Source organism: Paenibacillus sp. S150 (genome assembly GCF_019352175.1).
GTDB lineage: Bacteria > Bacillota > Bacilli > Paenibacillales > Paenibacillaceae > Paenibacillus_AQ.
Map to the genome: position 1 here is coordinate 206,786 of NZ_JACBYI010000005.1, position 23,303 is coordinate 230,088.

18 protein-coding genes are annotated in these 23,303 nt (G+C 53.9%); 15 read left to right on the forward strand and 3 right to left on the reverse strand.

What is annotated here, in order from left to right; translation table 11 throughout:
- Positions 1-315: 315 nt before the first annotated feature.
- On the reverse strand, positions 316-531 hold the full coding sequence (locus tag HYD27_RS08055; protein WP_219213409.1) for a hypothetical protein: 216 nt from the start codon (positions 529-531) through the stop codon (positions 316-318).
- Positions 532-695: 164 nt separating this feature from the next.
- On the opposite strand from HYD27_RS08055, the gene HYD27_RS08060 reads away from it, so the two are divergent.
- From HYD27_RS08060 to HYD27_RS08085, 6 genes are all read left to right on the forward strand, one after another.
- Positions 696-1,535: a DegV family protein gene (locus HYD27_RS08060; protein ID WP_219213411.1), complete on the forward strand. Its 840-nt coding sequence runs from the start codon at positions 696-698 to the stop codon at positions 1,533-1,535.
- Positions 1,536-1,818: 283 nt separating this feature from the next.
- Positions 1,819-2,523, forward strand: coding sequence for a response regulator transcription factor (locus tag HYD27_RS08065; protein WP_219213413.1), 705 nt, complete (start codon positions 1,819-1,821; stop codon positions 2,521-2,523).
- Complete coding sequence (locus HYD27_RS08070; RefSeq protein WP_219213415.1) at positions 2,501-3,919, forward strand: sensor histidine kinase; 1,419 nt, start codon at positions 2,501-2,503, stop codon at positions 3,917-3,919. The genes HYD27_RS08065 and HYD27_RS08070 overlap by 23 nt, the downstream gene beginning before the upstream one ends.
- 39 nt (positions 3,920-3,958) lie before the next feature.
- Positions 3,959-5,065, forward strand: coding sequence for an AI-2E family transporter (locus HYD27_RS08075; protein WP_219213417.1), 1,107 nt, complete (start codon positions 3,959-3,961; stop codon positions 5,063-5,065).
- Between the two features lie 278 nt (positions 5,066-5,343).
- The gene (locus HYD27_RS08080) at positions 5,344-5,697 is read left to right on the forward strand and encodes an Asp23/Gls24 family envelope stress response protein (RefSeq protein ID WP_219213419.1); all 354 of its coding nucleotides are present in this window, start codon (positions 5,344-5,346) and stop codon (positions 5,695-5,697) included.
- Positions 5,698-5,770: 73 nt separating this feature from the next.
- Positions 5,771-6,124, forward strand: a complete 354-nt coding sequence (locus tag HYD27_RS08085; RefSeq protein WP_219213420.1) for an LSm family protein — start codon at positions 5,771-5,773, stop codon at positions 6,122-6,124.
- 328 nt (positions 6,125-6,452) lie between these two features.
- On the opposite strand, the gene HYD27_RS08090 is transcribed toward HYD27_RS08085, so the two are convergent.
- Positions 6,453-7,985, reverse strand: coding sequence for a hypothetical protein (locus HYD27_RS08090; protein WP_219213423.1), 1,533 nt, complete (start codon positions 7,983-7,985; stop codon positions 6,453-6,455).
- A 352-nt stretch (positions 7,986-8,337) separates the two neighbouring features.
- Here HYD27_RS08090 and HYD27_RS08095 point away from each other — a divergent pair, with 352 nt between their 5' ends.
- Positions 8,338-8,979 (forward strand): pectate lyase, encoded by a 642-nt coding sequence (locus tag HYD27_RS08095; RefSeq protein ID WP_304623695.1) that lies wholly within the window; start codon positions 8,338-8,340, stop codon positions 8,977-8,979.
- 1,869 nt (positions 8,980-10,848) lie between these two features.
- On the forward strand, positions 10,849-13,092 hold the full coding sequence (locus HYD27_RS08100; RefSeq protein WP_219213431.1) for a helix-turn-helix domain-containing protein: 2,244 nt from the start codon (positions 10,849-10,851) through the stop codon (positions 13,090-13,092).
- 136 nt (positions 13,093-13,228) lie between these two features.
- Here HYD27_RS08100 and HYD27_RS08105 read toward each other — a convergent pair whose 3' ends face one another.
- The gene (locus HYD27_RS08105; protein WP_255596432.1) at positions 13,229-14,113 is read right to left on the reverse strand and encodes a carbohydrate ABC transporter permease; all 885 of its coding nucleotides are present in this window, start codon (positions 14,111-14,113) and stop codon (positions 13,229-13,231) included.
- A gap of 279 nt (positions 14,114-14,392) precedes the next feature.
- Here HYD27_RS08105 and HYD27_RS08110 point away from each other — a divergent pair, with 279 nt between their 5' ends.
- The 7 genes from HYD27_RS08110 to HYD27_RS08140 all read left to right on the forward strand — a co-directional run bounded on the left by HYD27_RS08110 (position 14,393) and on the right by HYD27_RS08140 (position 23,132).
- Positions 14,393-15,352, forward strand: coding sequence for an ABC transporter permease (locus tag HYD27_RS08110; protein ID WP_309242036.1), 960 nt, complete (start codon positions 14,393-14,395; stop codon positions 15,350-15,352).
- Positions 15,353-15,387: 35 nt separating this feature from the next.
- A complete protein-coding gene (locus tag HYD27_RS08115) occupies positions 15,388-16,890 on the forward strand; it encodes an extracellular solute-binding protein (RefSeq protein WP_219213434.1) in 1,503 nt (500 codons plus the stop codon).
- A gap of 72 nt (positions 16,891-16,962) precedes the next feature.
- Positions 16,963-17,892: a pectinesterase family protein gene (locus tag HYD27_RS08120; RefSeq protein ID WP_219213436.1), complete on the forward strand. Its 930-nt coding sequence runs from the start codon at positions 16,963-16,965 to the stop codon at positions 17,890-17,892.
- Between the two features lie 16 nt (positions 17,893-17,908).
- Positions 17,909-19,087 (forward strand): glycoside hydrolase family 88/105 protein, encoded by a 1,179-nt coding sequence (locus tag HYD27_RS08125; RefSeq protein ID WP_219213510.1) that lies wholly within the window; start codon positions 17,909-17,911, stop codon positions 19,085-19,087.
- Entirely contained in the window at positions 19,074-20,450 is a 1,377-nt protein-coding gene (locus HYD27_RS08130; RefSeq protein WP_219213512.1) for a glycoside hydrolase family 28 protein, read from the forward strand. The genes HYD27_RS08125 and HYD27_RS08130 overlap by 14 nt, the downstream gene beginning before the upstream one ends.
- Complete coding sequence (locus HYD27_RS08135; protein ID WP_219213440.1) at positions 20,447-21,343, forward strand: dienelactone hydrolase family protein; 897 nt, start codon at positions 20,447-20,449, stop codon at positions 21,341-21,343. Before HYD27_RS08130 ends, HYD27_RS08135 begins: the two co-directional genes overlap by 4 nt.
- Before the next feature lie 232 nt (positions 21,344-21,575).
- Entirely contained in the window at positions 21,576-23,132 is a 1,557-nt protein-coding gene (locus HYD27_RS08140) for a glycoside hydrolase family 43 protein (protein ID WP_219213514.1), read from the forward strand.
- Positions 23,133-23,303: the final 171 nt, after the last annotated feature.

A 23,303-nucleotide genomic window follows, 5' to 3' on the forward strand; every position in this document is an offset into this window, starting at 1 on the left:
TGTAATGGTGCGAATTGGCCAGATTAGCTGTACTTTTTCCCACTCGCGCTTGTTTTGGAGCTAGATCGGGCGGATTAAGTTTACTTTTTCCACTTGGGCTTGCCCCTACAGTCCAAGGCAGCCTGGAGCTGCCAGGTAACCTGTTAAGAGCGGGAACTCCCAGCCCAGCCCAACCCAGCCCAACCCAGCCCAGCCAATTCGGCTTATCCCAATCCTGCCGAGCCCAGCGCAATCCAGCCCATCCCCATCCAGCCCAGCCCGAATCCAGCCCAGCCCGATCCATCCGGCTCAATCCAGCCCGGCCCGATCGGATCATCACTTGTTCTCCGGCCCCTTGGGCATTGCCCGTTTCGGACGGGTCACCCAGTTGCTCCGGTTCATCGGCTTAACCGTATCAAGGCGCGGGTTGAAGCTCTCTTCAGCGGCCGGTGCGGGCTGATTTTGCCCTGCGGAAGGCTCCGCGGCGGCATTTTTTTTCGATAATCCCCGTCCATTATGCTTGCCTTTGTTCCATACTCGATCCTTGCTCATCATTACACTCCATTTCTGCAGGCTTATGCCTCCACCATATCACAAGATGAAACGTTAGAAAAGAAGTGAAGCATAAAACAATCCTTTTGACAAGTTATAAAATGTACTATTGATAACCGGTCAGGGTGACTATAATGGTATAGAATTGAAAGGAGAGCACCCTGATGCCCATCAAGATTATTACGGATAGCGGTTCCGACCTACCCCTGGAATATGTGGAGAAGTATAATATTGACATCGTACAATTGCCCGTTCACTTTGAGCATGAGCTGATGCCTGAAGATACGGATACCCGGGCTTTTTATGCCAAAATGCGTGAATCCAAGGAGCTGCCGAAGACAGCCAGTCCCAGTCCGCAGGCATTCCTCAATACCTTCAAGGCAGTGGAGCCGGGCAGCGATATTATGGTCGTCTGTATGTCCTCCAATATAAGCAGCACTTACCAGACCGCATTGATTGCCAAGGAAATGTACGAAGAAGAAGGCCATCCGAATGCGATTGAAATTATAGACTCAAAGACTTTTTCCGGGGGGCTGTCCCTCGTTGTCGCCATGACGGCGAAATGGTCGCTTACCTGCTCCAGCCTGGGAGAGCTTAGGCAGATGGTTGTGGACCAGGCCCAGGATGTGAACGCGTACTTTACGCTCGATACCCTGGAGAATGTGATCAAAGGCGGACGGCTGAACCGGCTGTCGGGCGCGGTGGCTTCCGTGCTTAACATCAAGCTGCTGCTGAAAATAAGCGACGAAGGCACCGTTGAGGTCGTAGAGAAGACGCGTGGTTTTCCGAAGGCGCTTACCCATCTGCTGGCGAAGCTCGAAGACAAGCAGCATGATTACGAAAAAGCCGTGGTTGCCATTGTGCACAGCAACTGCGAGAAGCTGGCGCTGGAGATTAAGGAGCGTATCCTGGAGAAGCATCCCTTCAAAGAGGTGTTGTTCTCCAGCATGGGTCCCGTGATGGGCACCTACGCGGGCGAAGGCGGAATCGGCGTGGCCTTTTAGTCCCCGTCTTCTGGAACCGACAGTCAGGCCGTACCCGGGAATCCGCCCGGTGTGCGGCTTTTTTTTCAAAATATAAGAATTTACATGTCTTGCACACTAAATTATCCTTCTATTTCTCGCTGAAACACGCCGTTCTTTACAAGGACGCCGTAGCCGTTTTTGCCTGTATCCTGCTTGCCTGAAAATTTATCTATTCTTTAGATTTGGTTTAGACTGGATTAAGAATGGCAGGCTATAGTTACAATTAACGCTTCCTGCGGAGATAAATAGAGGGGGATTCACGATGTACACCATTCTGATCGCCGATGATGAGTCGGAAATTGTTGAGCTTCTGCAGCTGTATCTGGAGAAGGAATACAACATTCTGCAAGCGCAGAACGGGAATGAAGCCTTGAAGCTGATGCAGAACAACACCGTTGATCTGGCAATCCTTGATATTATGATGCCGGGTATGGACGGGCTTCAGCTGCTTAAGCGGATCCGTGAGAATGATTATTTTCCCGTGCTGTTCCTGTCGGCCAAGAGCCAGCATCACGATAAAATCCTTGGCCTTGAGCTGGGAGCGGACGATTATATTTCCAAGCCGTTCAATCCGCTGGAGATCGTCGCCCGTGTAGGCTCCATGCTGCGGCGGGTCCATCAATTCGATGCTCCGGCGGTACAGGAGAAGAAGAAGGAGCAAATTGTCCTTGGACGGCTGACACTTGACCGGAGCAGCTGCCAGGTCCATGTAGCCGGAGAGCCGGTTGCTCTGACCTCTACCGAATACAAAATTCTGGAGCTGCTGATGGAGCAGCCGGGCCGGGTCTTCACGCGCAAAAAAATATACGAAACCGTCTGGGAAGACTTCTATGTCTATGAAGACAACAGCATTATGGTGCATATCAGCAACATCCGCGACAAGATCGAACGCGATTCCAAGAAGCCGGAATACCTGAAGACGATCAGGGGATTGGGGTACAAAATTGAAGCACCCGTGGAAAAGTAGGGATAACCGCCCGCTGCAGACGTCGCTCACCCTGGATTTTCTGTTATTTAACTGCATGCTGCTGCTGCTCGTGCTGGGAGTCTATCTGTTCATCCAGAAGGATATCACCCACATGATTCTTGACCGGCAGCTCACCGACCCGAATCTGTCTGTAGAAGCCGGTGAGTACAGCGAAGAGCTGGGCGAGGGGCCGCAGAGCACACGGCTGCTGCAAAGCGGAGGCTGGCTGGAGGTCCTCAATTCCGGCAAAGAGGTTGTCCGTGTCATCGGCGGCAAACGGGATGAGATTCGCGCCTACGATGAAGACAGCCTGTATCTGGGACTGGAGAACCGCACGGATCAGCCGTACTACTACTCGATTGCCAAATTGGAGGGAGACGGCGGGGCGGCCTGGCTGCTGCTCAAAATCCCCCGCAGCGTGATCAAGGTGTCCATTAACAATGAAATGCTGGTCTCTTATCTGAACCATTCCGTGTTTTTCTATGTGTTCCTGGTCAGCGGTTTAATTCTGATGCTGATCTTTGTATACAGCTATTGGGTCACGAGACGGATTAAAAAGCCTCTGCGTGTGCTGAATCTCGGACTGAAGCAGATGATCGAAGGGCATTACAGCACGCGGATTAAGCTCTATGCGGAGACGGAATTTCTGCGGATCGGCGAGAGCTTCAACTATATGGCGGATGTGATCGAGAAGGCCACGGAAGAGAAGCGGCGGGCGGAGAAAAGCAAGCAGCGGCTGATGGTGGACCTGTCCCATGATCTGAAAACACCGATTACGAGTATTCAAGGCTTCGCGCAGGCCTTAATTGAAGGCCGGGGGACCGACCCTGAACGGCAGACGAAATATCTGAACTATATTTACAGCAAATCGGTGCAGGTGACCAAGCTGATTCAGCATATGCTGGAGCTGCTGAAGCTGGATTCCCCGGATTTCATTCTCCGTACGGAACGGCTGGAGCTGGGGGACCACCTGCGGGAGATTGTTGCAGACACCTACGGCGAGATTGAGCAAAAGGATTTCCAGCTTCAGCTTCAGGTTCCCGAAGAGGAAGTGTATGCCCGCTATGACCCGGAGCTGTTTGCAAGCGTGGTGAACAATCTGATCTCCAATGCGCTGTCCTATAATCCCCCGGGCACCAGCCTGCGGGTAACGGTCATCCCTGAGGATACAGAGGTCCTTATTGAGATAGCCGACAATGGAATAGGCATTCCCAAAGAGCTGTGGTCGACGATCTTCGATCCGTTTGTGCGGGGGGATGAAGCCCGGACGGCAAGCGGCGGAACGGGGCTTGGTTTATCCATTGCGAAGAAAAACGCAGAGAAGATGGGCGGCTCGCTTACGCTGGAGAGCAGGGAGGAAGAGCTTACAGTATTCACCATCCGGGTTCCGAAATAACGGACAGCAGCCGGATGAATTCTGGAACGGGAGAGGATCATGGCCAAATTAAATTTGTTTATCCGCATTTGTATCGCGGTGCTGCTGGTGCTGGGAATTATCTACGTAGGCTCTCAGGTGAAATTCATTTTTACGCCTGTTCTGTCGCTGATCCGTGTGGTCATCGTGCCGCTGATGCTGGCCGTGTTCTTTTTTTACCTGCTGCGGCCGCTGATTAATCTGCTTGAGTCACGCAAGCTGAACCGTACGGTGGCGATTTTGCTGGTCTATCTGGTCATAGCTGTTCTGCTGCTGGGATTCAGTGTAGGCGTGTGGCCTTCGCTGCGGAATCAGCTGATGAATCTGATCAACAATATGCCTAATGTGTTCACGGCAGTGTCCGCGCAACTGACCAGGCTGGAGGACAGCGAGCTGTTGTCCGGGCTGATTCCCGCAGATATGAATCCGGCCGGACAGCTGGTGGAGTATTTGAACAAAGGCTTCTCCCTGATCACGAACTCTGTGTCGGAGCTGATCTCCTTTGTCTCCAACTTCGCCATTGTGCTGTTCACGTTTCCGATTCTGCTGTTCTATATGCTTAAGGAAGGCGGCAGGTTTGGAGTAAAAGTGGTGAGCTTCTTCCCAAGAAGGTATCATGAAGAGGGAGCGGCGGTCGTTGCCGATATTGACGGTGCGCTGAGCGGTTTTATCGTAGGCAGGGTATTGGTGAACCTGGCGCTTGGCGTATTAATGTACGTGGGCTTTCTGATCATCGGCCTGCCCTATGCGCTGCTGCTGACAGTGGTGGCTGTGCTGATGAACTTTATTCCTTTTATTGGGGCCATCCTGTCCGCTGTGCCGATCTTCATCATCGGCCTGATCGAGTCTCCATCGACGGCAATATGGTCCATCGTGGTTGTGCTTGTAGCCCAGCAGATTCAGGATAACCTGGTGGCGCCCTATATTTTTGGCAAAAGCCTGGATATCCATCCGCTGACCACGATTATTCTGGTACTGGCTGGAGGTGACTTTGGCGGCATTATCGGCATCCTCCTGATTATTCCGGTATACATGATTGTCAAGATTATTGCGGTCAAGCTGCATCAGCTGTACATCCGTCGGCGCTGGCCGGAGGAACCGCAGCTGTCTGAGGAGCCGGGGGCTTAGCCGGCCTGGGCCTAGCCAACCTGGGTTAAGCGGACAGGGCCATTGCAGCTCTGCAAATATGGAATCCGAGTGACTTAGGGGGAACATTATATTGTTTTTGTTCGAATCTATATCCTTGGGGATCGTACACTATACGCAGGGAGTTGCTTTCGAGGCGAGCTGGTCCGAAGTTCCGCTAAGAAGCCATGCTAACAAAAATACGTGTACGCTTCCGGAATGAGTTTTGTCCGAAAGGATTCCCTGCAGTTCAGCTAACAAAACTTTGAGGAGGAATGGTTATGGATCAGGGTGGTCATGAAGGGCTTGTTAATATTTCCGATCGGGTAATTTCGGCTATTATTGGCTATGTCGTTATGGATACACCGGGAATCGCCGGAATGTCGGGCAGCTCGGTTACCGGAAATCTCGCCAAACGGCTGGGCGGCAAAATCGGCACTAAGGGAATGTCCCTGGAGGTGTCGGAGGAGGATGTTGCCGTTCATCTTCAAATCATTGTGGATTACGGCTGCCGCATTCATGAGGTATGCGTGAATCTGCAGCACAATGTCCGCAGCGCAGTTGAGAACATGCTGGGCTTGTCGCTCGCTGTTGTAAATGTCCGGGTCGATAAGCTGGTTCTCCCGCAGCAATAGCTCCGGGCTTAGGCACCCTGGGCTGGGCATCCGCATAGAATGGAGCAAATCCATTTACGGAGGTCATGCAATAATGTCATCATATCAATCCGGCCAGCCCTCAACGGTGATCTACCAAGCCGATCCGGCCGTGGTGCAGCAGCTGCACGGAGTCCGCGAATCGCTGCACCTTTCCTGCAAGCCGTACTTAAACCACAAAGTCAATGTACAGACGATTGACGGCCAGATACATGAAGGAACCCTTGCCGGAATGGACAACAAGCATCTCTATCTTATGATTCCGGCAGCCACTGAGCTGGGGCGGGGTTACTACAATCCATATTATAACCCCTATCCGGGGCCAGGCTATCCATACCCCGGACCGGTTCACAACAATGTGATTCTGCCGCTGGTATTGTTCGAGCTGCTGGCCATTTCATTGATTTGACTCGGAACAGCCCAAAAAGACATGAACCGGAGCACCGGCAGCTCGCCGGACCCTGGGGTCATGTCTTTTTTTTGCGGGTTTGGGCATGTGCCCGGCTTGCAAATGGGACGACAAGCAGGCCAGACACATGCCCGTAATGAAGCCGGCTCATCGGAAGCCTGGCCACAGGAACAACAAGCCGGGTCCTGATCAAGCCGAATGGCTGGGCAGACCTGCGCCTATACAACCAAGTGGGCTTAGCCAGCTTATATTACGGTGAAGTGCCTGCTTGTCTGCCTTATTCATCTGCCTTATTCAATTAAAGGCTGTTATTCAGAAAACTATGGTTTTACGGAGTGCCGCCCGGTCCACCGCTGCTCAGCGTGATGCTTTCCGCTTCTGTGGTGCCTGTTTTCAGCGTGAACTGGATGATGTCTCCGGCTTTTAACGCCGACAGAGCCAGTGCCGCTTCACTCCGTGTACCATTATCGAAGGTGACGGCCAGCAGCTTGGTGCCCGAAGATACCGTAATCACCTTCGTAGTCTCCGAGAAGCTCATCTGCCCGCCGCCCTGCGGTCTTTCTCCCGGCTGTTCACCGTTTGCGGCTCCCGGAGAAGCGCCGGGTCTGGCTGAGGGGGCAGCGCCTCCGGCGTTTCTGTCAGAAGCCGCTCCATTCTGCGCAGGAGCTGAGGGTGTGTCCGCGATGTACAGCGTAATGGAGCTGCCGCTGATGCTCTTGATCTTGCCAATGCTCATTCCGGCGCCCGGTCCGGCTTCCCCGTCCGGGTTGGCGCTGGAGCCAGCAGTGGCCGCCGGCTTGGCGCTGGCACCTGCATCAGCGGTGGCCGCCGGGTTGGCGCTGGCACCGGCGCCAGCAGTGGCTGCCGGCTTAGCGCTGGCACTGGCGCCCGCCGCCGGCTTGCCGCCCGCGGCTGGCTGTGCCGCCGCCCCGGCTGTGTCCGGCGCGCCGCCAGCCCCCGCGCCGCCGCCCGGCGCTCCGCTTGGCGGCGTACCGCCTTTCCCGCCGTCCCTGTCTCCGGCGGGGGCTTGTCCCGCCCCGCCGCCCGGCGCGGCCCCGGGGCTCTGCTGCGGCTTGCCGCCAGCGCCTTCGCCCGTCAGCGGCTGCCCGTCAGCGCCGGGACTCTGCTGCGGTGAAGGGCTTGCGCCGGGGCTTGCTTCCGGCGTCATATTGCCGCCGCCTGTAACCCCTGCGGCCTGCACCTCAATGACCGCCGCCGTCAGTGAATCCGGCTGCAGGGTAACCACGATCACATCGCCTGCCTTCAGGCCGGCGAGGGTCAGGGTGCCGGCTGCACTTGCTTCACCGTCACCCGCCGCCCCGACGTACTGTGTATCGTCGTCTACCGCTATAACCAGCAGCTCATCGCCGAACTGAAGAGGGGCTCCGCCCTGGCCGTCTCCACCAGCCATTCCCGGCGCTTCTCCGCTTCCCTGCCGGGCAGCCTCCTGAGTCCCGCCGTCTCCGTCAGTACTTCCGGCTGCGCTGCCGGCAGACGCTGCCGAGCCAGCTGTATTCCCCGCAGCCGACCCGGCTCCTTCCGCAGCTGCGCCAGTCTCGCCGCCGGTATTCTCCGCCGCCTGTCCGGCTTCCGCGCCGCTCACCTCCGCCGGATCATCACTCGTCGTCTGCGGTTCAGCTACGGCCGCAGCTTGCACACCGCCCTCCACCGCCTTATAAAGAGTGATTTCAGTGCCGCTGATGCTGCTGATTTTGCCGGTAAAGCTCTGAACGGCCGGCCCGGGTTCCGTCTCCGCACTGGCAACGGGGACAGTGGCTTCATTCGTGCCGGAGCCGCAGGCAGTCAGCAGCAGCATCCCCAGCAGCACCCCTGTGAAAAGGCGTTTCCTTGCTTTGAACATGTTTACTTGGCCCTCCAATACTTGTTTTGTAAGCTTCCAACCTGTTATGTAGCGCAAAGGTTCTGAGATAATATACCAGCGCTTCCTGAAAGAAAAATGAAAGCTGGCGGCGCAGGCCCCTTTTTAACCCCCGGAAAAGTACAGAATTGTGGCGGAAATATGGATATTGATCCCATATTATCTAAAATTGTTCTATGCACACGTGTTCGGAATATCCTAGTTATCGGGTGTAACGCAGAGGTGCACATCTGCTGCAGGCCTGCACGGTACCGGCTCAAGCCGGACCGATAATCTACTGCTGAAGGGCGGAATATTTTTGAAAAAGGTTTTAGGATTGCTCCTGTCGGTTGCCATGCTTTCGATGTTCTATGTTGCCAAACCGGTTTCTGTATCGGCCGCATCGCCGATTGTTGTGAGTTCGACGATTTTAGTGGCCGCAGGCCAGACCTTCGACGGCGGCGGCCAGACTTATATCGCCAATGCCAGTACGCTTGGAGACGGAGGCCAGGGAGAGAACCAGAAGCCCATCTTCCGGCTGGAGAACAATGCCACACTCAAAAATGTAATCATCGGCGCTCCCGGCGCTGACGGGGTGCATTGCTATGGAAATGCCACAATTTCCAATGTGACCTGGCAGGATGTCGGCGAGGACGCGCTGACGCTTAAAGCCTCCGGCACGGTTAACATTACGGGCGGCGGCGCATATAAAGCTTACGACAAGGTGTTCCAGGCCAATGCCGCAGGCACCATTAACATTAAAAATTTCAGAGCCGATGACATCGGCAAGCTGGCCCGGCAGAACGGCGGAACCTCTTATACAGTGAACTTCACCCTGGACAACTCTGACATCTCCAATGTGAAGGACTCGATCTTCCGTACGGACAGCAGCAGCAGTACCGCCAAAATCACCAACACACGTTATCATAACGTGCCAACGCTTTTTAAAGGCTATGCCTCCGGCAAGACCAGCCAGTCAGGCAATACGCAGTATTAAGAAGCCATAAGAAGCAGGCTGTGAAAGACGGATAACGTATCCTGGCAAGCATAGCGGGCACCCATACGCTCTCGTGCGGCATTACTGGAGGATGAAGTTTCGCAGGTATAACAGTGTCCTCTGACCGGACGTTGTTATCCGCAGGCGGATTGTCTCCATTCGGGCAGATAGTCCGGGTGGAGGCAGGTTTTTTGAAAGATAAAAATTTATATGTTTCAAGCTATAAATTAGCCTTATCTTTCTCACTGAAGAGGCTGTCCCATAAGCCATGAAATGGCTGCTTGGGACAGCTCTTTTTTTGGAGTCAGATAGGCGGTTGCGCTTGTGTGAGGACGCTCCGCGAACGGACCGTTGTCTGGGTCGCTGTGGTCTCCGGATTTTTTTCATTCCCCTTAGCGGTGATAATCCGGAGGCCCGGGCGGCCGCTGCCGCTGTTCTGCAATCAGTCCGTCCGCTCCGCTGTTTAAGCGGAAGGTAGTTTGAACCAATCCGGTCAGGACAAGAGATAAACCCTCTTTTTCCTTCACCCATTGGATGCAAGCTGTTTTAGCAATTTAGCAAGAAATCCCTTCGTGTAGAGTTTTTTAGATGATTTGTGGATACTTATTTTCGAAATTCAGGTTATATGAATGGAACCGGCGAACCTGAACAAGCGGATGGAACGCAAGGAGATTCATAGGAACGGAAGCGAAGTGTAAAAAGTAACACTAATGAGCTGGAATTCTGGCTTGAACGGGCTTTAGTGGGATTTTGTACACTTCATGGAGGCCAGCTCGCCCCATATGGCTGATTTCAGCCGGATTAGTTATACTTTTTCCCACTAGGGATGATCCGGAATCCGAATGCGGTGGATTAGTGATCCTTTTTTCCACTAAAATGGCTGCCCTTTTGATGAAGGTTTCAAGTAAATCTTAATGTAGGCGTATTCCTCTGCAAGGGAGAGAACCGGATCGATTAGGGTTCCTTTTTCCCGCTAAGGACTTTCGAAAAAGCGGCTGGGGGGATATGAAGTGACCTTTTCCACATGGCTTCCCGCCTGGCTTCAGCAGCCAGCCTTACACCTGAAATGCCAACAGCTGCGCTGCCCGGTCAAAGACGGCGCAGCCGTTTCTGCTTATCAGCTTGAGAGGTACTTTATTGTCAGCTTGAGACGTCTTTATGCATTTTCTACAGCAGATGCCCCTTTGACCGGGCGGTAAGCTGAATCTAATGCACTCTGTACAGCAGAATCCGGTAAACCGGGGGCTATTGGCCAGTAATCAAGAAATCCATCCTGAAATAACATTGTCCGGAGTGAGGGTATTGTTATGGAAGCCTCGAATTTTGGCGAAGCCAAATTGAGGGCCTTCCCTGAAAGTTTCATCGTCTGAAGCGCCGCGATTGAGCGGCATGGATGTCTGTTGCACTCTGTACAGCAGAAAGCGATTTGCCGCAGAAACAGCGGGCTTTCTGTTGCAGAAAGTGCAATCACAGATTAATCTATAAACTTCACTTGCGGATGACAGGCACTCAGGACTGATATAACGTCGAAGAAAGTCGGAAATCATTAAATGCACACGTTAAATAAATGTTATCATAATTACATCCATGAATTTAATTATTTGGATATTAACAGCCGCTTTCCTTGCGGTTATATTATGAATATCTGAGAGATATCGTATATCTTTGTAATGAAAATAATCTTATAATAACACAGTTAATTTTAGTAAACGGAGAACTGTACAGCCAATTTTAACGTAATCGGTTTATTTATAAATTGGGCTAAAATTATTATGATTTTATTTCTGCACACGTTAAAAAATCATGGAATAACTTTATTGAAAGCGCTATAATTAAGCGAAAAGAGTCGAAAGGCAAAGGGGAAGCGCAATGAGAAAAGGAAGGATGTTTTACGGGATTTTTATTCCGGTGCTGGTCCTCGGCGTGGGGCTTGTGGCAGGCTTTGGCAGCTATATTTATATCAGTACCATTGACTCGGTGGTCGAACAGTTTTCCAGCAGCAAGCAGAGCAATATTGAACAGATCAAGAACAATCTGGAGCACAAAATCCAAACCATTGAGTACGCCTTCAATACCTACAGCACAACCAGCTCTTTTCAGGACGTGGTGACAAATCCGATTACCGAAAAGGACTTCATTGCATACAGAAATGTTAATTCGCAGCTGAATTACATCGCCTCCATGGCTGCGGAAGGGACGGAATATTCACTGATCAGCCTGGTGCAGAACTGGCAGATTATGAACGAGAGGCTCAGCAGCCTGAATGATGAAGAGGTGCAGCAGCTGCGGGAGAGGTATATTGAGAATCAGAAGCAGAGCCTGTTCTGGATTAAGACGGATAAAGGCATACGGTTCGTGAACACACTCCCGGTATTCTCCAGTAAAAAGCAGGCGATTGCCTTATCCGACATTTCGCTGCATACCCTGGATGCGACGATCAAGACCGAAGAGAAAACGACCGTCTACATATTGAACAAGCAGGGCGAACTGATGTATGAATCCGATCCGGGCCATGAGCTGTTAACTCCGGAGCAGTTCGTCCGGCTGTCAGGAACGGTCAGCGCCATGGAAGACAAGGGGATGGTGAAAGAGCATGCTTCCGGCCGTGAGAGCCTGCAGCTCATCTATGCCAAGTCCTCCTACAATAACTGGATCTATCTGACCGTGCTGGACCAGACGGAAATCGCCGGTTCGCTGAAAATGACCAAGTTTGGCCTTTCCGCCATGGGACTGTTGTCCATTCTCTTGATTTGGATTGTGGCCTATATGATCTCCCTTCATTTCACGAAGCCGATTCAGCAGATCAAACGCAGCCTGTCCGTTATTCCGCAGGCGAATTCCAGAAATGAGATTGAATATATTATGAACTCCATCGATACGATTATATCGGAAAAGGCATCCCTGGAAAGCCTGATCGAAGCGGAAATGCCCCGGCTGGAAACGCAGCTTATCCTCAACCTGTTCCGGAACCGGGTTTCGCCGGAGGAGCTGGAGCAGAATCTGCTGCGCTTCGGGTACCACCTGTCAGAGCGGCACAGATATGCCGCAATGCTGATTCAGCTGGACAGCCTGGGCGGGCGGGAGGCCTCCGACAAGGATGTGCTGCTGCTTGCCATCAACAACATGGTGGAGGAGGTGATTCCCGGGCAGCAGCGGCTGCAGCCGATTATTCTGAATGACGATACCCAGGCTACCATCCTGGCCTTTGCCGGAAAAAGCGATCCGGAGATGAACAGGGAGGTCCTGGATTATGCCACGGCGCTCCTGAAGGCGGTGCGCGATTATCTCAAGGTATCGATCAGCATCGGCATCAGCAAGTTTTATACAGATCTGCTGGAGAGCAAGGAAGCCTGCGAGATGAGCAAGCAGGCGCTGCACCAGCGGCTTAATCTGGGCAAGGAATCCATCATCTTTTATGAAGATATATCCATGGTGGTCTCCGGGCCTGTACTGCTTCATTATCCCGTTGAGCTGGAGTCGCAGCTGTTCAATGCCATCCGCCTGGGTGATAAAGAGCAGGTGGCGGCTGCGCTGTATCCGTTCCTGGCCGAACTGATGGGCAAGAACCGGAGCACCATGAACTTCGAGGTAATGCTGGTGCGGCTTGTGAATAATCTGATACAGCTGGAACAGCATCTGGGGGTCAATGTGCTGCTGACACAGGACAATAACAAATTGTATCACCGGGTGCTGGATATCCGTAATCCGGAGGAGATTGAACGCCTGCTGGTGCAGGAAGTCATCTTTCCGATGATGTACAGCATGAAGGACAAGACCAGCAAGCAGTTCCGCTGCCTGTCGGACAAGATCACCGACATCGTGCATGCGGAGTATGACCGTGAGCTTACGCTCGACATGATCGGGGAGCGCCTGCATTACAATCCGAATTATTTAAGCAGCATTTTCAAGAAGGAATACGGCACAGCATTCAGCGAGTACCTCATGAACTACCGCCTGGAAATGGCCAAAAGATGGCTGACGGAGACGGATATGACGATCAAGGAGATCGCCGAGCGGCTGCAGTATCATAACCCCCAGAATTTCATCCGTTCGTTCCGGAAGAAGGAGCAGGTGACTCCCGGAGCCTACCGCAAGCTGAGGCAGGCCGATTAGAGTGCAGCTCCCGCAGGCAGCGGGACTGCCGCATTTTCCGTTTGTGCAGAAACGGTACCGTCCCTTGGCTCGAGGCGGTACCGTTTCTTTTTATATAACAGAGATGCCAGCGGACTTATGCTCTGCCCGGAACCGGTCAGCCTTTTACCGCTCCCAGCAGGGCGCCTTTGGTAAAGTGCTTTTGCACAAAAGGATAGGCGGCGAGCATGGGAACGGTGGCGATAACAATAACGGCCATCTTGATGGTCTGGGCAGGCGGAACAATATCCACAGAGGTTCCTTCGGCCTGCATGCCGCTGGAGACGATGACGATCTGGCGGAGCAGCACCTGGATCGGCCACTTGGCGGAATCATTGATATAGAGAATTGCATTCATGTACGTATTCCAGTAAGCAACCGCATAGAACAGGGAGATCGTGGCGATGGAGGGCAGGGCGAGCGGCAGCATGATTCTCAGGAAAATGCCGAAATCGTTGCTCCCGTCGATCTTGGCCGATTCCTCCAGACTTTCCGGCAGGGCCTGGAAGAAGTTCCGCATGATAATCATGTTGAAGGCATTGATCGCGACCGGAAAAATCAAGGACCAGTAGGAATTGATCAGTCCGACCCCCTTAACGACCAGAAAGGTGGGGATCATTCCGCCGCTGAACAGCATGGAGAACACTACAATGAAGTTGATCGGATTTCTGCCGGGCAGATATCGTCTGGACAAGCCGTAGGCCATCAGGGCCGTGAGCAGCATGCTGACCACCGTTCCTGCGGCCGTAACTCCGACGGAAACGCCCAGCCCCTGAAAGATGGTTGGAGTGGAGAGGATGTACCTGTAGGCATCCAGGGAAAATGTGGTCGGAAATAAGATGAAGCGTTTCGCCATGACCTCCTGGGTCGTGGCAAAGGAGCTGGCGATGATATTGACAAAGGGCAAGAGACAGGCAAGGGCTATCAGAATCAATATGGCGCTGTTTACAAAGGTAAACACCCGGCCGCCGATGGATTCTTTTCTTCGCAGGCTGTGGTTCATTCAGTTATCCTCCTCGTATTTCGTTACCTCTCAACTGTAACAAGGGCGGAAGATTACGTATATAATCCGGGCATGAGGTGTTCGGGAATCCGTCGTGCCGGGAGCCTGCACCCCCCATAATCATTAGCTTGGATGTGTAATCATCAGAGGAGATGAACCGGCTGCAAAGCCAGCAGCCCCGCGGAATCTGTAAACGCTATCACATAATGATTATATACGTAATGCGGGAAATTTCTTACTCTGAGAGCGTAATCGGGAACGACCAAAGGAGGCTGACTAGTGAAAGTTTCAAGTATCACCGCAACACCAAATCTGACATTGGAAAAGGGGAAAAGCGCAAGCGTTCTTACAGCCTTGAAGAAATACAAGCTGCTCTATCTGATGATTCTGCCCGGACTGCTGTATTTCATTGTATTCAAGTACCTGCCTATGGGCGGACTAATCATTGCGTTTCAGGATTATCAACCGTTTCTGGGCATCACCGGAAGCCCGTGGGCAGGGATGAAGCATTTCATCCGTTTATTTACGGAGCCTACCTTCATGATGCTGCTGCGCAACACGCTGATCCTGTTTGCCATGAATATCGTGATCTTTTTTCCTTTGCCGATCATTGTGGCCCTGATGCTGAACGAGCTGAAGAACCGTCATCTGAAGAACTGGGTCCAGACCATTATTTACATTCCGCATTTCATGTCCTGGGTAATCATTGTTTCCATTACCTATGTGTTCCTGACGGTTGACGGAGGTGTGATCAATGAGCTGATCTTCAGCCTGGGCGGCAAAAAAATCAGCTTTCTGACCTCCTCGGAATGGCTGCGGACGATCTACATCGGCCAGATTATCTGGAAGGAATTGGGATGGTCCACAATCATCTATCTGGCTGCAATTACCGTCGTAGACCCTCAGCTGTACGAAGCGGCTGAAATGGACGGCGCAAGCCGCCTGCGCAAGACCTGGCATGTTACACTGCCGGCCATCCGTCCCGTCATTATTACGCTGCTGATTCTCAAAATCGGCAGTACGCTGGATCTTGGCTTTGAACATATGTATTTGCTGCTGAATTCGCTTAACCGCGATGTTGCCGAAATTTTTGATACCTATATCTACACTGCGGGGCTCAAGAACGGCCAATTAAGCTTCAGCACCACTATAGGCTTGTTCAAGGGCGTGGTCGGGCTGGTCCTGGTGATGGCATCCAACAAGCTGGCCAAGAAAATGGGCGAAGACGGTGTGTATTAAGGCAGTGCATTTTAATCTACCAAAGGAGAAGTGTTATGAACAAAAGATGGGTCAGTCTAATTGCAATCGTTACCATGATCACCGCAGTGCTGTCGGCGTGCGGCGGTGAGAACGAAGAGAAAAAGAACGCCGCTGTAGCCGATCCGGATGCGCCTCTGGAATTAACCTGGCTGAATATTCTGCACACCGCTTCACCGCCTACAGATACGATCAAGACCTTGCTTGAGGAATATACCAACACCAAAATATCCTTCAACTGGGTTCCCGATGCTTCCAAGGAAGAACGGATCACAACGGCGCTGGCCTCCGGCGAGCTGGCGGACATTGTCACCTTGACCATGATGACGAATTCATCGGTTCGAAGCTCACTGAAATCCGGACTGTTCTGGGATGTAGGCCCGTACATTGACGATTACGGCAATCTGGCAAAGATTGCTCCCGAAATCCGGGAGGCGGCATCGATCGAAGGGGTCCTGTACGGTGTTCCGTTCCAGAAGAATCTGGCCCGCTCCGGGCTGATCTTCCGCAAGGACTGGCTGGATAAGCTGGGGCTGCCTGTTCCGTCAACGCTGGATGAAGTCTATGAAATCGCCAGAGCCTTTACGGAGGATGATCCCGACGGCAACGGTATTGACGATACGACAGGCTTCGGCGACAGATCGGATCTGAAGTACAGCAGCTTCAAAACGCTCAGCTCCTATTTCGGCACACCGAATGGCTGGAAGGTGGATGAGAGCGGCAAATTCACCCCGGAATTTGATACGCAGGAATATATCGACACGATGAATTTCTCCAAAAAGCTGTATGAGAACGGATACCTGGCCCAGGATTTCGCGGTTACCGCCAAAACCGACCAGCAGCAGCAATTTGCCCAAGGGAAAACGGGGATTTATACCGGTATGGTTGACATCTCCAGCCTGAGAACCCTGGCTCAGGATTTGCAGCCCGGCATGGAGCTGGTGCCGGTGAACAAAATTTCGAACGGGGACGGGCAGTACCATATCTGGTCGGAAGGAAGCGGTGTCGGCGGCTTGCTGGCTTTCCCGAAATCGGAGGTCAAAACCGAAGCGGAGCTGAAGCGGCTGCTGCAGTTTGTCAATGATCTGATCGATGAAAAAGCGTTCATGCTCATGACCGGCGGCATCGAAGGCACGCATTACGAATACGATGAGAACGGTGCTTATAAGATTCTTAACACGGAGCTGTGGCAGGCCGATGTACAGCCTTTTTCCTCAAGCAGACCGAGCGAAATTGCCTACACCCTGAAGGACGCCAACCCCGAGAAGCAGCTGGCCAATGAGCTGATCCGGGAAAATGACAAGTTTGCTGTACTTGATCCTACAGTGCCGCTGGATTCTGCAACCAACAACGAGCAGGGGACGGAATTGCAAAAGATCGTTACCGACGCTACCTTCAAGTTTATTATGGGCCAAAGCACCGAGGCTGATTTTAGAAAAGCGGTGCAGACCTGGAAGGACTCCGGCGGAACCAAGATTGCCGGGGAGTATGAAGCGGCGTACAAGCTGACGCAGAAGTAGGCATGGCAGAGGCGAATCCACCCGCGGGGTGGGTTCGCTTTGACGAAATGAATGCCAACTGGAGGTGAGGCCATGAAGCGGACCCTGACGATTAATCACGCAGGCACTGGGGACTTCGCTTTACTGCAGGCGGCCATCGACAGCATCCCGGAGAACGGCTCGGGGGAAACGGTCCTGGTCATTGAAGCAGGGGTGTACAGGGAGAAGCTCTGCATCAATAAGCCGAATCTACGTCTGTGCGGCAAAGGCGAGGTACGGCTGGTCTATGATGATTATGCCCTGAAGCCGGGCGCCGGAGGAAGTCCCATGGGCACTTTTGCTTCAGCAAGCACTTATATCACCGGAGACAACATCAGGGCGGAGAATATCATCTTTGAAAACAGGGCAGGGAAGAGCAGCGAGGCCGGCCAGGCGGTTGCGCTATATGTGGACGCGGACAAGGTCTCCTTTGTGGACTGCTCCTTTCTGGGAGCGCAGGATACACTCTATCTGGGGAGGCCGAAGGAGGAGACGCGCAACAGCAGCGGACGCAATTATTTTGAGCGCTGCCGGATTGCCGGTGACATTGATTTTATTTTTGGCTCGGCAACCGCGTATTTTGAGGAATGCGCAATTATCAGCCTGAATCAGGGCAGGGAGATCAATGGCTATATTACAGCGGCCGCCACACCTGCGGATAAGGAGACCGGTTTTGTCTTTCACCGCTGCAGGCTGCTGAGCGATGCCGCTGCTGACAGTGTCTATCTGGGAAGGCCCTGGCGGGACTATGCCAGGACGGTATTTCTCGATTGCTGGATGGGCGGCCATATCCGCCGGGAGGGCTGGCATGATTGGGATAAGAGCAGTGCCGGAACCACAGTATTCTACGGTGAATACGGCTCTGCCGGACCGGGAGCGCATCCGGAGGCGCGTGCTGCATGGACCAGGCTGCTGAAGCAGGCGGACACGGCCGGCTTCACGCTGGAGGCGTGTTTTGGCGCAGACCTCTCCTGGACGCTGTGAATACGCAAACTACAATATGGAGGGCAAAGCATTGAGCGAACAATGGGCTGTCAGGACGGCGGCTTCCATCATGGAACGGATGCCAAGAATGCACGAGGACAAAAGCTACAAGGGGAAATGGTCTTACGACTACGGTGTGGTGCTGAAGGGCTTTGAGCTGCTGTGGCGGCAAACGGGCGACCGCAGCTATTTCCGCTACATTGCGGATAATCTGGAATTTTTTGTCCAGGCCGATGGCAGTATCCGCGGATACCGCCAAGACGAATACAATATCGATCATATCAACAACGGAAAACTGTTCTTCAGTCTGTACCAAGAGACCGGAGATGAGAAATACAGGCTGGCGGCAGGGTCCCTCCGGGAGCAGCTGAAGACACATCCCCGTACTTCAGAGGGGGCCTTCTGGCACAAGAACATCTATCCGTATCAGATTTGGCTGGATGGTCTGTATATGGGGGCGCCGTTCTATCTGGAATATTTGCTGGCCTTTGAGCAAGCGGAGGGCCTTGATGATGTGACGAAGCAATTTATCCTGTGTGAGAAGCATACAAAGGACCCTGTAACAGGACTGCTCTATCACGCCTGGGATGAGAAGCGGGTTCAGCCCTGGTGCAATCCGCAGACCGGCTTGTCCGCAAATTTCTGGGGCCGCTCGATGGGCTGGTACGTAATGGCGCTGGTGGACGTATTGGAGCTGCTGCCGCTCTCGCATAAGTATTACCCGGAGCTGGCACGGATTCTGAAGGATACCTTGACCGCTTTGGAGAAGGTTCAGGACAAGCAGACCGGTGTGTGGTATCAGGTGCTTAATCTGGGAGGAAGCAAGGGGAATTACCTGGAGGCTTCTGCATCCGGCATGATCGTCTACGCGATTGCCAAGGGCATCCGTCTCGGTGTGCTGGATACAGGCTGGAACACCGTGCTTGACCGTGCTTATGCCGGTCTGCTTGCGGAGTTTGTGCTGGAGACGAAGGAGGGCTGGGTCAATTTGAATAAAAATTGCCAGGTCGCCGGGCTCGGCGGAGCGGATGGGCGCGACGGCACCTATGCGTATTACATCAGCGAGCCTATCATTACGAATGATCTGAAGGGCTTGGGCGCTTTCCTCCAGGCCTGTACTGAAGTTGAGCATGCAAGAGTAAGAGTACATGATGAACATGCGGCAGCGGGAGGCGGGTACGATGCAGATGTATAACATTGAGGATTACGGTGCGGTCCGGGACAGCGGAATCCCGGCAACCCGGGCGATTGCGGACGCCATTGAAGCGGCAGGCAGGGACGGCGGAGGAACGGTATATATTCCGGCGGGAACTTTTGTGAGCGGGGCCATTCTGCTGCGGAGCCATATTGAGCTGAACCTGAGTCCCGGTGCGGTCCTGTCCTTCAGCACGGACCCGGCGGATTATCCGGTGGTGGAATCCAGATGGGAAGGAGTCCGCCAGCAGGTGTATGCCTCCTGTATTTACGGGAAGGATCTCGTGAATGTATCCGTGACCGGAAGCGGGACCCTGGAGGGCAACGGCGGCCCCTGGTGGGAGCTGTTCCGCAAGCGCCGCCAGGAGCTGGAGCATCCCCGTCCGAAGCTGATCAGCTTCGACAGCTGCACCCGCGTCACGCTTAAGGATGTAACCTTGCTGAATTCCCCCAGCTGGACCGTGAATCCGATTAACTGCAGCAATGTCACGGTAGACAACGTATCGATTCTGAATCCGTCCGACTCCCCGAATACGGATGGCATTAACCCGGAATCCTGTTCGAATGTGCGCATCAGCAACTGCAATATTGATGTTGGGGATGACTGCATTGCGATTAAGGCGGGCACGGAGGACACCCGGGAACGGATTCCGTGTGAGAATATCACGATTACCAACTGCACAATGATTCACGGCCACGGCGGCGTTGTCCTGGGCAGCGAGATGAGCGGGGATATCCGCAATGTTGCGATCAGCAATTGCATCTTCAAACAGACGGACCGGGGAATCCGCATGAAATCGCGGCGCGGACGCGGCGGGATCATCGAGGATATCCGCATTTCGAACCTGGTGATGGACAATGTACTATGTCCGTTCACCATGAATCTGTATTATTTCTGCGGGCCCCGCGGCAAGGAGAAATATGTCTGGGACAAGAATCCGTATCCGGTAACCGCCGGGACCCCCTGCTTCAGACGGATTCATTTTGCCAACATTACCGCCCGGAATGTACATGCAGCCGCAGGCTTTCTGTACGGGCTGGCGGAGCAGTATGTGGCCGAAGTTACTTTTACCAATGTAGATATCTCCATGGCGGCGGATGCCACTCCGGGCCAGCCGGATATGATGACCGGAATAGAGGATATGCAAAGACGCGGCTTCTATCTGGGCAATGTCCGCGATGTGCAGTTTCAGCAGGTAACGGTGGAAAATCACGAAGGACCGGCCTTTTATATCGAGAATGGGGAGGCAGTGGAGCTGTTGAACTGCCAATCGCGCAATACGGTCCGGCCGGAACAGCTGGAGGCGCGGGTTGCAATCGCTGCGGCGGACCTGAATGCCGGCGGGCAGGCTGAAGCGCTATGAATAACGGCAAAGACAGACTGCTGGATTTGCTGGGCGATCTGCCGGAGCCGGGGCCGATTACTGTGCAGCCCCTTAAGCAGGAGGAGCATGACGGGTACCTGCTGGAATCGCTGCTGCTGGATCTGAACGGAATCGAGCGGGTCCCGGCCTATGTTGCGAAGCCCCTGCAAGGTGAAGGCCCCTTTCCGCTGGTGCTGTACAACCACTCCCATGGAGGGAACTATGCCAACGGACGGAATGAATTCATCCGCAGCAGCCCATATTTGCAGCAGCCCTCCTTCGCCGAGACGCTTACTGAAATGGGTTATGCTGCCTGCTGCATTGACATGTGGGGCTTCAATGAACGCGGAGGCAGGACAGAGAGCGAGCTGGTCAAGGAAATGCTCTGGCAGGGGCGGGTGATGTGGGGGATGATGCTGCATGACAGCAGGCGCCTGCTCGATTATATGTGCGGACGCGGGGATATCGATGCCTCCAGAATAGGCACAATCGGCATGTCCATGGGCGGACTGATGGCCTGGTGGCTGGCCGCGCTGGATGAACGGGTCCGGGTTACCGTAGATATTTGCGCGCAAGTGGATGCACACAGCTTAATTGCCGCACGGGGACTGGATCATCACGGCTTTTACTCTTACGTCCCGGGATTGCTGAAGTATTACTCGACGCTCCAGATCCAGGAACGGATCGTCCCGCGGCCGCGGATGAGCCTGACCGGCAGGAACGACAGGCTGTGTCCGGCGGGCGGCGTCCGGCTGCTGGCGGAAGGCCTCGGCGAAGCCTACCATCATGCAGGCCAGCCGGAGCATTGGCAGCCCGTAACATGCGGCGGGGGACATATGGAAACGCTGGAAATGCGGGTGGCATGGCAGGGATTTCTGGCCGCGTATCTGTGACCCGGATGATCGAACAGAGACGGGAACGGCAGGCTTATGGGTGCTTCCCTCCATACAGGCAGCGACCGATGCCTTGGAATGACAGAAGCCTGTAATGCCGGAGAAGCAGCAGTGAGCGGCAGGTGCCATGGGCGTAAAAGCATGGATAGCGGCGGGAAGCCTGTAGCCGGGAGCTGTACGGGCCGGATTCAAATTTCAAGAATAAGAAGGTGAGCTGCAAATGAACAAGGCGATGAACATCGTAAACCCGGTATTGCCCGGATTTAATCCCGACCCCTGTATTCTCCGCAGCGGAGATACTTATTATATTGCCGTTTCTTCGTTTGAATGGCTGCCTGGTGTGCGGGTATATCAATCGAAGAACCTGGCGGAATGGGAGCATTGCACCGATATCATAACCCGCCAGGCGGAGCTGAGGGGAAACCCGAAGAACTGCAGCATCTGGGCGCCGCAGCTCAGCTGGCACGAGGGTCTCTTTTATCTTGTGTACACGGATGTCAAAAGCTCCAGGCGCCCGTTCAAGGACTGTCATAACTATCTGATAACCGCTCCCGGGATAGAGGGGCCGTGGTCGGAGCCCGTCTATTTGAACAGCAGCGGCTTTGATCCTTCCCTGTTCCATGATGCGGACGGGCGCAAATGGCTGCTGAACGCCCTATGGGATTACCGGATTCCCGAAGGCAACAAATCCAGCGGGATTGTCATGCAGGAATACGATGCGGTGCAGCGGTGCCTGATTGGCGAGCCTGCCAAGCTGTTCGACTGCACGCCGCTTAAGAAAACCGAAGCTCCGCACATATACAGGCAGAACGGGTATTATTATCTGATTACCGCCGAGGGCGGAACCGGCACGGGCCATGCGGTGACAGTCGCGCGCTCCAGGGAGCTTGCCGGGCCATACGAGGTGGACCCGCTTAATCCCATGCTGACTTCGCGGGACAACCCCGGCTGGCCGCTGCAATGCGCCGGACACGGCAGTCTTGTGGAGACTCCGGGCGGCGAGTGGTACATGGCGCATCTCTGCACACGTCCGGTTGGCGGTGAGTATGCCATTCTGGGGCGGGAAACGGCGCTGCAGCAGGTGTACTGGAATGAAGAGGGCTGGCTGCGCCTGAGCGCAGGCGGCCATTTCCCGCAGCTTGAAGTGCCTGCGCCCGCAGGTGAGCACGCGCCGCCGCGCCGCCCCAACCGGTTCGAAGATACCTTCGACGGACCGCAATTGAAGCAGAACTGGAATACCCTGCGGATACTCGCTGATGACAGCTGGTGCTCACTGTCCAGGCGGCCCGGCTATCTCCGGCTTGCCGCAGGTGAATCGGTCCAAAGTCTGTTCCGGCACCATATCCTGGCCATCCGGCAGACGGATGTATGCTTCCGGGCAGAAACAACGCTTGAATATGAACCGAGGAACTATCTCCAGATGGCGGGCTTGCTGCTGTATTTAAATGATGAGAATTATCTCTATGCTTATGTAACCCATGACGGGCAGGGGCGGGTACTGCGGTTGATGAAGTGCGCTGCCGACCATTTCAGCCTTGAGCCGGAAGCGGTACCGCTAGGGGACGGTCAACCGGTTCATTTGGCGGCGGCAGGAGAAGGGGCAAAGGGACAATTTTATTTCCGCACCGGTGATGAACCCGCCTGGACAGAGCTGTATGCGTCTCAGGAGCTCGGCTTCCTCTCCGGAGGCTTCACCGGCAATTTTATTGGAATCGCAGCCCATGACATGGGGCGGTTCGCAGGCAGCCATTCCGATTTCGCCTGCTTCCGCTATGAAGGCAAAGATTAATAGTGCTGTACAGAAAGAGGGATGGCCCGCATTGCCGGGCCATCCCTCTGCTTGTTTGTTTAGGAAATTATGCTCTTTGTCTATTGTGGATAAAGTTTGTATCCAGTTGGGGACCGGTTAAAGTGCCTGCCGGTGCAGCCGCAAAAAAACCGTCCGCTGTAATAGCCGGAC